At 73.5% G+C, this 11,752-nt stretch carries 9 protein-coding genes; 7 read left to right on the top strand and 2 right to left on the bottom strand.

Annotated elements, in window-relative coordinates; translation table 11 throughout:
- The first annotated feature begins 35 nt into the window (after nucleotides 1-35).
- Complete coding sequence (locus P2424_RS27585) at nucleotides 36-527, top strand: ribose-5-phosphate isomerase (protein ID WP_276478381.1); 492 nt, start codon at nucleotides 36-38, stop codon at nucleotides 525-527.
- Between the two features lie 161 nt (nucleotides 528-688).
- Here P2424_RS27585 and P2424_RS27580 read toward each other — a convergent pair whose 3' ends face one another.
- Nucleotides 689-892: a cold-shock protein gene (locus P2424_RS27580; RefSeq protein ID WP_276478380.1), complete on the bottom strand. Its 204-nt coding sequence runs from the start codon at nucleotides 890-892 to the stop codon at nucleotides 689-691.
- A gap of 283 nt (nucleotides 893-1,175) precedes the next feature.
- Between P2424_RS27580 and P2424_RS27575 the strand changes: the two genes are divergently transcribed.
- The 6 genes from P2424_RS27575 (at nucleotide 1,176) to P2424_RS27550 (ending at nucleotide 10,555) form a co-directional block, all read left to right on the top strand.
- Nucleotides 1,176-2,036 carry a menaquinone biosynthesis protein gene (locus tag P2424_RS27575; protein WP_276478379.1) on the top strand — a complete coding sequence of 287 codons (861 nt, stop codon included), beginning with the start codon at nucleotides 1,176-1,178 and terminating at the stop codon, nucleotides 2,034-2,036.
- Nucleotides 2,037-2,181: 145 nt separating this feature from the next.
- Entirely contained in the window at nucleotides 2,182-4,035 is a 1,854-nt protein-coding gene (locus P2424_RS27570; RefSeq protein WP_276478378.1) for a serine/threonine-protein kinase, read from the top strand.
- A gap of 88 nt (nucleotides 4,036-4,123) precedes the next feature.
- Nucleotides 4,124-5,329: a cyclic dehypoxanthinyl futalosine synthase gene (mqnC, locus tag P2424_RS27565; protein ID WP_276478377.1), complete on the top strand. Its 1,206-nt coding sequence runs from the start codon at nucleotides 4,124-4,126 to the stop codon at nucleotides 5,327-5,329.
- Nucleotides 5,330-5,387: 58 nt separating this feature from the next.
- Nucleotides 5,388-6,086, top strand: coding sequence for a demethylmenaquinone methyltransferase (locus P2424_RS27560; RefSeq protein ID WP_276478376.1), 699 nt, complete (start codon nucleotides 5,388-5,390; stop codon nucleotides 6,084-6,086).
- A 788-nt stretch (nucleotides 6,087-6,874) separates the two neighbouring features.
- On the top strand, nucleotides 6,875-9,121 hold the full coding sequence (locus P2424_RS27555; RefSeq protein ID WP_276478375.1) for a hypothetical protein: 2,247 nt from the start codon (nucleotides 6,875-6,877) through the stop codon (nucleotides 9,119-9,121).
- A 183-nt stretch (nucleotides 9,122-9,304) separates the two neighbouring features.
- The gene (locus tag P2424_RS27550) at nucleotides 9,305-10,555 is read left to right on the top strand and encodes a geranylgeranyl reductase family protein (protein WP_051271847.1); all 1,251 of its coding nucleotides are present in this window, start codon (nucleotides 9,305-9,307) and stop codon (nucleotides 10,553-10,555) included.
- A 90-nt stretch (nucleotides 10,556-10,645) separates the two neighbouring features.
- Here P2424_RS27550 and P2424_RS27545 read toward each other — a convergent pair whose 3' ends face one another.
- The gene (locus P2424_RS27545; protein WP_276478374.1) at nucleotides 10,646-11,695 is read right to left on the bottom strand and encodes a DUF5954 family protein; all 1,050 of its coding nucleotides are present in this window, start codon (nucleotides 11,693-11,695) and stop codon (nucleotides 10,646-10,648) included.
- Between the last annotated feature and the right edge of the window lie 57 nt (nucleotides 11,696-11,752).

Genomic DNA, 11,752 nt, shown 5'->3' with positions numbered 1-11,752 from the left:
CGCGGAACCGCCCACTTCCGTCAGGAGGAACCACCATGAGCAGCACCCCCGCAGCGCCCCGGCCTCTCCGTGTCGTCGTGGGCTGCGACGACGCGGGTCTCGACTACAAGGAAGCCCTCAAGAAGGACCTGCTGGGCGACGCCCGGGTGGCCGAGGTCACCGATGTCGGGGTCGGCGGCGACGGCGGGGACCGCGGCCGGGCCTATCCGCACGTCGCCGTGGAGGCGGCCCGCCGGGTCGCCGAGGGCGAGGCCGACCGGGCGCTGCTGGTCTGCGGCACCGGGCTGGGCGTCGCCATCAGCGCCAACAAGGTGCCCGGCATCCGGGCCGTCACCGCGCACGACAGCTACTCCGTGCAGCGCTCCGTCCTGAGCAACAATGCGCAGGTGCTCTGCTTCGGCCAGCGGGTCATCGGCCTGGAGCTGGCCCGCACCCTGGCCGACGAATGGCTGGACCAGCACTTCGACGAGGGGTCGGCCTCGGCGGCGAAGGTCGCCGCGATAGCGGAGTACGAACAGGGCTGCTGACTCCCCGGGTGTGCCGCATCCCGCGGGGGGAGGTGCGGCCCCCCGGGTGCCGATACCGGAGGCCGGCCGGGTAACCGGCCGGCCTCCGGTCGGAAAGGCACCGGAAAAGGCAGGAGCCCCCGCCGTGGGCGGGGGCTCCTTGGATACTGCAGAGTCAGGGACTACTGCGCGGTGACGTTCTCCGCCTGCGGGCCCTTGGGGCCCTGCGTGACATCGAAGGTCACCATCTGGTTCTCCTCAAGAGAGCGGAAACCGGATGCGTTGATCGCGGAGTAGTGGACGAAGACATCGGGACCGCCGCCGTCCTGGGCGATGAAACCGAAGCCCTTTTCGGCGTTGAACCACTTAACGGTTCCGGTAGCCATAAGCCCTCCTTGGGCCTATAAGGGTGTCCCTGCTCCCAGAACCCACAAAGAAGCCTGAAAACGACGAGAGCCCGCGGTCACATGCTCCGCAGGCTCTGTACTGCAAGGGAAACCAAACTGCAACTTGGCTCTGAGCCTAGCACGGTGGGGCGCGGGGTGGAAGGGCTGCCGATCATGCGTCGCGCCAGCGGGAAAACCCCGTACAGCCCGGCGGAGGAATCCGCCCGGCCCCGCCGCGGGACCCCGCGCGAAGGGGTGCGGGCCGGGGCGTACTCTCCGGAGAGTGACTGCGAAACCGAGGCATGTGCGCACCCGCCCCCGCGTCGCGCACATCCAGTTCCTCAATTGTCTTCCGCTGTACTGGGGCCTGGTCCACACCCACACGCTGCTGGACCTGGATCTCACCCGGGACACCCCCGAGAAGCTCAGCGAGATGATCATCGACGGCCGGCTCGACATGGGTCCCGTCACCCTCGTGGAGTTCCTCCGCAACGCCGACGACCTCGTCGCGCTCCCGGACATCGCCGTCGGCTGCGACGGCGACGTGATGTCCTGCGAGATCGTCTCGCGCGTCCCGCTCGACCGTCTTGACGGCGCCCGGGTCGCGCTCGGCTCCACGTCGCGCACCTCCGTACGGCTCGCCCAGCTGCTGCTCGCCGAGCGCTACGGCGTGCGGCCCGAGTACTACACGTGCCCGCCCGACCTGGAGCGGATGATGAAGGAGGCGGACGCCGCCGTCGTCATCGGCGACGTGGGACTGCGTGCGTATCTGCGGCAGCTGCCCGAGCAGGACCTCCAGGTGCACGATCTGGGGCGGCTGTGGAAGGAGTGGACGGGGCTGCCGTTCGTCTTCGCGGTCTGGGCCGTGCGCCGCGACTTCCTGGAGCGGGCCCCGGAGACCGTGCGCGAGACGCACCGGGCCTTCCTGGCCTCCCGCGACCTGGCCATGGAGCAGGTCGACCAGGTCGCCGAGCACGCGGCGCGCTACGAGATCTTCGAGCCGGCCACGCTGGAGCGGTACTTCACCACGCTCGACTTCCGGTTCGGCGAGCGCCAGCTCGAAGGCGTCGCCGAGTTCGCCCGCCGCACCGGTGCGACCACCGGATTCCCGCCCGATGTCCGGGTGGAGATGCTGCGCCCCTGAGCCCTGCCCACTCGCCCGCCAACTGTGCCGGGAACGGCCGCGCGGCCGGTCGCTGCGCATAGGCTGGTGCTGTCCGCGGACATCCCGCGCCGAGGCGCGCGGACGCCCGGGGGATGGGGCGGAGGCAGCGACAAGGGGGGCGTGCATGCAGCCGCTGGAGCCGGAGGACCCGCGGCAGCTCGGCGAGTACCGACTGCTGCGCCGACTGGGTGCGGGCGGCATGGGCCGGGTGTATCTGGCCCGCTCGGGCACCGGCCGCACGGTGGCCGTGAAGGTCGTGCACCCGCACCACGCGGTGGACGAGGAGTTCCGGCGCCGGTTCCGGCGCGAGGTGGAATGGGCCCACCGGGTCGGCGGCGCCTGGACGGCACCCGTGCTGGACGCCGGGACCGAGGGACCGGTGCCGTGGGTGGCCACCGGCTATGTGGCGGGCCCCTCACTGGCGCAGGCCGTGGCCGAGCACGGCCCGCTGCCCGAGGCGACGGTGCGGGCGCTGGGCGCCGGGCTGGCCGAGGCGCTGGCCCATGTGCACGGGCTGGGGCTGGTGCACCGGGACGTGAAGCCCTCCAACGTGCTGCTGACCCCGGACGGCCTCCGGCTGATCGACTTCGGTATCGCGCGGGCCGTGGAAGGTGCCGCCTCGCTCACCTCGACCGGCGTCTCGGTCGGTTCGCCCGGCTACATGGCGCCCGAGCAGATCCTCGGCCGGGGGGCCACCGCCGCCTCCGACGTCTTCGCACTCGGCGCGGTGCTCGTGTTCGCGGGGACGGGCGAGAACCCCTTCCCCGGGGACACCTCGGCCGCGCTACTCTACCACGTCGTACACGGCGAGGCCCGGCTGGACGGCCTCCCCGAGGCGTTGCGCGGGACGGCGGCCCGCACGTTGGACAAGGACCCCGCCGAGCGTCCGGCGCCGGACGCGCTGGCGGCCGAACTGGCCGGCTCCGCCGACGGCGCCGAGGAGCTGATGCGGAGCGGCTGGCTCCCCGCGCCGCTGGTGGAGCAGCTGGGCAGGCGGGCCGCCGAACTGCTGGAGCTGGAGCCGCAGGCACCGCAGACCTCGGGCCCGGTTCCGTTCACGACGCCCGCCTACGGCCCGGACGTCGCCGCAGGCCGGTCCACGCCGCGCACGCCGCACGTCCCGTACCCGCCGCCGCCCGACGCCGCACCCGAGCCCGTCGCCGCACCGCCGGGCTTCGGCCCGCCCGACCCCTCCTACGGCAAGCCCGTCACCGGTCCGGCGGCACCCATCGGGCCGGCGGCGGCCCCTGCTCCGCCTCCGGCCGACGGCTCCGGGCCGGAGGCGTCCGGCAGGCGCTCCCGGATCGTCCTGGGAACCGGTCCGGACGCCGAGCGCACCGCCGGTACGGCGGGCGGAGAGGGAGCGGCCGGGCCGGCGGGCGCGGCGGAGGCGGCGGGCGGTCCGCGGCGGCGGGTGAGCTGCACACTGGTGGTCACGCTCGCCTGTGTGGTCGCGGCGGCGCTGCTGGGCACCGGCTACGTCGCCGGACTGCTGCCGGGTGTCGGCGACTCCGGCCGCGACAACACCGCCGAGCCGCCTCCGACGGCGACGAAGGGGCCGCCCGACAAGGCGACGAAGGAGCCGCCGGACGGGGGAGGATCCGGAGGCGGCTCGGACGGTGACGGCTCCGGGGTGCCGGAGGATTTCGTCGGCACCTGGCGGGGCGACCTCACTTCCCGGAAGGGCGTTCCGCTGGGCACCTTGACGGTGACGGTGAAGGAGGGCGACCCGGGCGACACCGTCGCCACCGGCAGTTCGAAGCTGGCGGGCACGGAGTGCGCGGGGCGCTGGAAGCTGGTGTCGGCCACCGACGACCGGCTGGTGGTCGACGCCTCGGGCACGGAGCCCGGCTCGAAGCTGTGTGCGGCGGGCGGCTCCGCCGAGGAATTCCGGCTGCGGGGGGACGACCGGTTGCGCTACGAGTCGCACGAGGAGACCAGCGGATACGCGGCGGGGACACTCCGGAGAATCCGCTGAGCACCCCTGGCGTAGGCTGGTCCGGCGCCGCTGTGCTGTGGTAAGCGGCGAGATGTGTCGATTGCGCGACCTTTGGAGGGACGCCACGGTGACAGCGCACGTGTCGGAAGCCGACCTGCTCTCCGCCCTCGACCGCGCCGCCACCGGCGGGCGCGTCACCCCCGAGGAGGCGCTCGACCTCTACCGCTACGCGCCCCTGCACGCGCTGGGCGCCGCCGCCGACAAGGCGCGCCGCCGCCGGTACGCCGGGAGCGAGCACATCGCGACGTACATCATCGAGCGGAACATCAACTACACCAACTCGTGCGTGACGGCCTGCAAGTTCTGCGCCTTCTACGCCTCGCCCAAGAGCGACAAGGTGTGGATCCGCGACCTGGACGACATCCTGCGCCGCTGCGCGGAGACGGTGGAGCTCGGCGGCACCCAGATCATGTTCCAGGGCGGCCACCATCCGGACTTCGGCGTGGAGTACTACGAGGAGCACTTCGCCGCGATCAAGAAGGCGTTCCCCGAGCTGGTCATCCACTCGCTGGGGGCCAGCGAGGTCGAGCACATGGCGCGGATCTCCGGGGTGACCCCGAAGGAGGCGATCGAGCGCATCCACGCTGCGGGGCTCGACTCCTTCGCGGGCGCCGGCGCCGAACTGCTGCCCGCGCGGCCCCGGAAGGCCATCGCGCCGCTCAAGGAGTCGGGCGAGCGCTGGCTGGAGATCATGGAGATCGCCCACGACCTCGGTGTCGAGTCCACCTCCACCATGCTGATGGGCACCGGCGAGACCAACGCCGAGCGGATCGAGCACCTGCGGATGATCCGCGACGTGCAGGACCGCAGCGGCGGCTTCCGGGCCTTCATCCCGTACACCTACCAGCCGGAGAACAACCACCTGAAGGGGCAGACGCAGGCGACCGTCTTCGAGTACCTGCGGATGATCGCCATCGCGCGGATCTTCCTGGACAACGTCGCCCACATCCAGGGCTCCTGGCTGACCACCGGCAAGGACATCGGGCAGCTCTCGCTGCACTACGGCGCCGACGACCTCGGCTCGGTGATGCTGGAGGAGAACGTGGTCTCCTCGGCCGGCGCCAAGCACCGCTCCAACCGGATGGAGCTGATCGACCTCATCCGCAAGGCGGGCCGGGTCCCGGCGCAGCGCGCCACCACCTACGAGCACCTGGTGGTGCACGACGACCCGGCGGACGACCCGGTGGACGACCGGGCCGTCTCGCACCTGTCCTCCACGGCCATCGACGGGGGTACGGCCCACCCCGAGCTCGCGCTCATCGACGCGAACTGACCAGCGGGCCGGGTATGCCGACGGGCGGCGAACGAGCGGACGAGCGGACGGACGAGAAGTGACGCGGGCATCCCTGGAGAAGAAGCCGCACGAGGTCGCGGCCATGTTCGACGACGTGGCGGCCAGGTACGACCTCACCAACGACGTGCTCTCGCTCGGCCAGACCCGGCTGTGGCGGCGGGCGGTCGCCGAGGCCGTGGACGCGCGCCCGGGTGAGCGGGTGCTCGACCTCGCGGCCGGTACCGGCACCTCGTCGCTGCCCTTCGTGGAGGCCGGCGCGTTCACCGTGCCGTGCGACTTCTCGCTGGGCATGCTGCGCGAGGGGAAGCGGCGCCACCCCTGGATGCCGTTCACCGCCGGGGACGCGACCCGACTCCCGTTCGCCGACGCCGTGTTCGACGCCGTGACCCTCTCCTTCGGGCTGCGCAACGTCAGCGCCGTGGACACCGCGCTCGCCGAGCTGCTGCGGGTCACCAAGCCCGGCGGCCGGGTGCTGATCTGCGAGTTCAGCCATCCCACCTGGACGCCGTTCCGCACCGTCTACACCGAGTACCTGATGCGCGCGCTGCCGCCGCTCGCCCGGCGCGTCAGCAGCAGCCCGGACGCGTACGTCTATCTCGCGGAGTCCATCCGCGCCTGGCCCGACCAGTCCGCGCTCGCGGCGCGCCTGCAGGACGCGGGCTGGGGCCGGGTGGCCTGGCGCAACCTGAGCGGCGGCATCGTCGCCCTGCACCGCGGGTTCCGCCCAGCCGCCTGAGCCGGCGCACGGTTGCGCAGCGGGAGCCGCGCGGCGCGTTCGGCGTGCGGCGCGTTCGGCGTGCGCCGCGCCCCTCCCGCAGCCGGTGCCGGGTTGCGCTTGGATAAATCTCCTTCCGTCGAGGTGAGTTCGGCGGAACGATGGAACCGCCCCCCGTATCCGTCCGCGTACGCGCGGTGCCCACGGGTGCCGTTTCGTCGTCCCGAACCCACCGGAGCGCCATGTCGTCCCCTCCGCCGTCCCCGCAGCGCTGTGCGCAGTGCGGCACGGCCTCTCCCGCCGAGGCCCGCTTCTGCATGTCGTGCGGCGCCCCCACGGCACCGGCCACCCCGCCCGAGGCCCCGACGGTTCCGGGGGAGCCGGGATCGACCGCGGCCGAGCCGACGCCCTCGGAGCCGGGAACCCCCTCCGGTCCGGTCGCACCTGATGCGCCGTCTGCTCCTGCTGCGGCCACCGCTTCTGACGGCGCGTCCGCGTCGGGCGCGGCACCGGCTGCTGACGCTCCGTCTGCGTCGAGCGCAGCGCCCGCTTCTGACGTCGCGGCTGCCCCCGGCGCTCCCCCGGCGCCCGCCGCCCCGCCTGCGCCGGGGGCTCCCCCCACCCCACCCGCCCCACCCGGTTATATCCCGACCCGGACCTCCCTGCCGGCCCAACCGGCGCCGCCGAGCGCGCCGCCGACCGTCACGCAGCCCGTGCCGCCGACCGCGCCACCCGCCACACCGACCGGCACGCCGTCCGCCGCGGCGACCTGGGCGCCGCCGCCTCCGCAGCCACCTCCTCCGCCGGGCGTGCCCGGCGGGCCGACGCCGCTCGGACTGTTCCTGTCCCGGACCGTGAAGGGCGACTGGGCCGCGGCCCTGCGGGTCGCCGCCTGGCCGCTGGGGCTGCTGCTGGTGGCCGCCTGCGCGCTCGGTCTCTGGTCCGACGACGACCTCGACGACCTCGACATCGGCTGGGGCACCCGGATGCGGGTCGCGCTGGCCGCGCTGCTGCGGGGCATCGGGGGCGGGTTCGGGGTCTCGTCCGACGGCAGCACCGCTGTCGGGGGCGACCGCGTGGTCGGCGAGGCCGAGGTCTCCGGGCTGCCGCTGCTGGCCACCGTGCTGTGGGTCGCCGCGCTCGCCGTGGCGGCCCGCGTCACGAGCCGCCGGACGGTTCCGGCCGGGCCGTCGGCCGGGCTGGAGGCGGCGCTGCGGATCGGCCTGCTGTGCGGAGTCGGCGGCCTGCTCCTGGGGCTGTACGCGGCCCCCTCGTATGAGGGCCTGGAGCTGAACTCCGCGCCGGGGCTCACCCTGCTGTGGGCGTTCCTGCTCTCGACCCTGGTGGCGGCGCTCGTGCTGACCCGCGGCGGAACGGGCGCCGTGGCGGCCGCGGGCCCCGGAGTGCGTGCCGTGGTGGGCGCGCTGCGGACGGCGGGGCTCGCGCTGGTGTGCGTGCTCGCGCTGGCCTCCGTCGTCATGCTCGTCGTCCTGCTCGCCTCAGCGGACGAGATCACCGCGGACGACGTGTGGGGGCTGCTGGTGATGCTGCCCAACGTCGGCGCGCTCGGCCTCGCGCTGGCCTGGGGCGCGCCGCTCGACGTGCGGTGGGACTTCGGCAGCTGGCACACCGGCCGGGAGTCGCTGGGCTACGGGGAGCTGAGCGACCTCGCCGACGGCTGGGCGGTGGTGGGCGCCCTGGCCGGCGGGCTGGCCTGCGCGCTGCTGCTGGGCACCCTGGTCGCCCGGCGCAGCGCCCGACGCGGCGAGCAGTTGCTGGCCGCCGGGTTCTTCGTGCTGGGCCTGCTGCTGGTCGTCGCGGTGGCCGGGATGGGCTTCGAGGCCCGCTTCCACCAGGCGTCCGGCCCCGTGGGCGGCGGCGGGCTCGGTGACGGCGCGCTCGGCGGCGGCCTCGGTGATGGCGGGCTCGGCGACGGCGGCCTCGGCGACGGTTACGGCACCGACACGGGAAACGGCCTCGACAGCGACTTCGGCACCGGCGAGTCCTTCACCTCCAGCGCGGAGGTCGGCGCAGGCATCGCCGAACTGATGCTGTTCGCGCTGCTGTGGTCCTACGGCGGTGCGCTGCTGGTCCCGTTCCTGCGCGCCCGATTCGGCCGCGGGGGCGGCCCGGGCGGCCCGGCGGGGGCGGACGGCTCGGTCCCGGGCGCCTACCCCGCCCCGTACGGCGCCCCGGCCGGAGCGCCGTGGCCGCCCCCGTACGCCGGCCCGCAGCAGGGCGCGCCGGGCGGCGGTCACCCCGCGGGCGACACCCTGGCCGGTCCGGTGCCGGGCGGCGGCGGTCCGGTCCCGCCGCCGCCGCGCCGCCGCGGTCTCACCTGGGCGGGCCTGGTCCTGGCGGCGTTCCTCGTCGTGGGCGCCGCGACCGGCGGCATCCTCCATCTGGCGGGCGGCGACGGGAAGGACGGCGACGACACCGCGGCCGCCGAGAAGTCCGCAGCCGGGGAGAAGTCGTCCCCGTCCGCGTCGCCGGAGCCCGGCGACGCGAGCAGCCGGACGCCCGGACCCACCCCCTCGGCGAGCGCGTCCGGCGCCGGCACCGAGGAGGACGGGGAGGGCGGAACCCCCGGTTCCCCACAGCGCACCTCGCTGCCCGAGGGGTTCACCAGGGCCGACGATCCGGAAGGGTTCTCCGTCGGGGTGCGGGAGGGCTGGCAGCGCACGGTGCAGGGCACCCAGATCGACTACGAGGCACCGGGCAGCGACGACTACCTGCGCATCGGGGTCATCCGCAACACGGGCCAGACCTCGTACGAGAACTTCCGCACCCTGGAGAAGGGCGCCGCCAAGCGCGACGGCTACCGGCGGCTGGAGCTGACCGCGAACACCTTCCGGGGACGGCCCGGCGCCCGCTGGGAGTTCGTCTACACCTCCGACGACACGGGCCGCACCATCCACGCCGTCGACCAGGCGTACGTGGCCGAGGACGGCACCGAGTACAGCATCTACGCCGAGAGCGGCTACGACACCGCGGACCCGGGCCGCGAGCAGGTCTTCAGCACCGCGCTGCGCACCTGGGACGAGAACGGCGCCTGACCAGGGAGCCGGGCCGTGGGCGGGACCGCGCCGAGGCGGTCCCGCCCGCGCCGCATAGACTGGCGCGGTCAGCCAACCAGCCAGCATGCGGGAGTCCTCGTGGCCGACCCCCAACCCCAGGCGCACTCCGAGTCCAAGGCGCGGTCCCGGCCGGAGGCGGCCGCCTCCGAGCGGTCCGCCGATGTGATCGTCGTCGGGGCCGGGCCCGCAGGCGCCACGACCGCCTACCACCTCGCCCGCAGCGGACTGGATGTGCTGCTGCTGGAGAAGACGGCGTTTCCCCGCGAGAAGGTGTGCGGCGACGGGCTCACCCCGCGTGCCACCAAGCAGCTCGTGGCGATGGGCATCGACATCTCCGAGGAGGCGGGCTGGCTGCGCAACAAGGGGCTCCGCATCATCGGCGGCGGCCACCGGCTGCAGCTGCCCTGGCCCGAGTTGGCCAGCTACCCGGACTACGGGCTGGTCCGCAGGCGGGACGACTTCGACGAGCAGCTCGCGCGCCAGGCGGAGAAGGCGGGCGCACGCCTGCACGAGCGCTGCAACGTCACCGAGCCGATCGTGGACGAGCGCACCGGCCATCTCACCGGTGTGCACGCCAAGCTGGGCGAGGAGAAGACGCCCGTCACCTTCCACGCGCCGATCGTGGTGGCGGCGGACGGCAACTCCACCCGGCTGTCGCTGAAGATGGGCCTGCACCGTCGCGAGGACCGGCCGATGGGCGTCGCCGTGCGGACCTACTTCACCTCGCCCCGGCACGACGACGACTATCTGGAGTCCTGGCTGGAGCTGTGGGACCGGCGGGGCGCCGAGGACCGGCTGCTGCCCGGCTACGGCTGGATCTTCGGCATGGGCGACGGCACCTCCAACGTCGGGCTCGGCGTCCTGAACACCTCCGCCGCGTTCAAGGAACTGGACTGGCGCGAGGTCCTCAAGGCATGGTGCGCCTCGATGCCCGAGGAGTGGGGCTACACCCCGGAGAACATGACGGGCCCGATCCGTGGCGCCGCGCTCCCCATGGCGTTCAACCGCCAGCCGCACTACACCCGCGGCCTGCTGCTGGTCGGGGACGCCGGGGGGCTGGTGAACCCGTTCAACGGGGAGGGCATCGCCTACGCCATGGAGTCCGGCGCGATCGCCGCCGAGACCATCGTCCAGGCCCACGCGCGGGCCACCCGGGCCCAGCGTGAGCTGGCCCTGCGGCGCTACCCGAAGGTCCTCAAGGACACCTACGGCGGCTATTACACGATGGGCCGCGCCTTCGTGAAGCTCATCGGCAACCCGAAGGTGATGAAGCTGGCCACCGAGCGCGGCCTCTCGCACCCCGTGCTGATGCGGTTCACCCTCAAGATGCTCGCCAACCTCACCGATCCCACCGGCGGCGACGCCATGGACCGCATCATCAACGGCCTGGCGAAGGTGACCCCGCGCGCCTGACGGCCCCCACTGATCCACAGCCCCGCGGACGGGGCCGCCGGTCCGCGGGTCGGGCGGCCCCGTCCGTCGGCCCGCGGGTTCTCCGTCACCTCACTCGTCGCCGTACGAGATGTTGCCCCACTCATCCATCGTGGGGTGGATCTCCGACGGCTCCTGGTGGTCCTCGTCGGAGGGGCGCGGCGGCTCCGGCCCGTCCGGCCCGATCCGCATCATCCGCTCGACGCGCACGATCTGGAACGTCCGCCCGCGTGCGCGCAGTTCATCGGCGCCGCGCTGTCTCATGAACCGCTCCGCCGCTTTCGCGAAGACGGCAATGTCCCGCTCCGAGTACTCCGACTCCCACCCCGGGATCTCCCGCACCATGGGCACGCTCTTGGTGAGGTAGTTCACCAGCCCACGCCGCGCCGCTTGCGGCGTGGGGAACTGCTCGGCCAGGAACATCGACCAGGACTCCGCCTCCCGCTCCAGCACACGGAACGCCGGAGGCAGCAGCACCAGCCCCGGATGGGTGCGCAGCGCGCGCCGGGAGTCGGCGAGGACGTCCGCAGGGAAGCGCTCCGAGTGGTAGACGCTCTCGCGCAGCCCGAGCCGCTCCAACCCGTTCGTTGGCTGCACTTCGGCCGCGTGGTCGAGCACGAACCCCTCGGCGTCGGACGGCGTGTCCTTCTTCTCCAGGTCCCAGTGGTCGTCCTCGGGGTGATCGGTGGGTCGGGGCGGTTCCAGCGTGCCGTCACCGATCCGGGCGAACTCGTCGGCCCGTACGATGCGGTAGCGGTCGGATCCGACGGACAGCTCGTCGATCCGCCTCTTCTCCAGCCGTGCCACGCCGTCCAGCAGCCGGCGCCGCTCGCGGTGGTCCTCGGCTTGATCCTTGGCGTAGGACCACAGATACGAGTTCAGCTCGTCCCGTGCGTCTTGTGGGAATCCCGTGTCCAACTCGCCCAGCAGCCGCCACCGCGGCCGGTCGGCGGGTGTCTGCACGGCGCACCCGAACAACGGCCCTCGCACCACGATGTGCGGATACCGCTGCCCGCTCCGGAACGCGTCGAGTTCGGTCACTTGAGAGACGGGGTCGTCGCGCTGGGCGATGCGGATGGTGAGGTGATCCGGCGCCGGATATTGCTTGTCGTGGTCCCGCATGCGCCGAGTGTGCTGGGGTGCGGGGCGCCGTGCAGGCGCTCTGGGGAATATGGCCGG

The organism is Streptomyces sp. WMMB303, from assembly GCF_029351045.1.
GTDB lineage: Bacteria > Actinomycetota > Actinomycetes > Streptomycetales > Streptomycetaceae > Streptomyces.
Note: the sequence above shows the minus strand (reverse complement) of the source record. Positions and strands in the feature narration are given on the sequence as shown.

Coding starts and splice junctions, on each gene's coding strand:
- P2424_RS27585 (WP_276478381.1), top strand. CDS start 36: ATGAGCAGCACCCCCGCAGCGCCCCGGCCTCTCCGTGTCGTCGTGGGC.
- P2424_RS27580 (WP_276478380.1), bottom strand. CDS start 892: ATGGCTACCGGAACCGTTAAGTGGTTCAACGCCGAAAAGGGCTTCGGT.
- P2424_RS27570 (WP_276478378.1), top strand. CDS start 2,182: ATGCAGCCGCTGGAGCCGGAGGACCCGCGGCAGCTCGGCGAGTACCGA.
- P2424_RS27545 (WP_276478374.1), bottom strand. CDS start 11,695: ATGCGGGACCACGACAAGCAATATCCGGCGCCGGATCACCTCACCATC.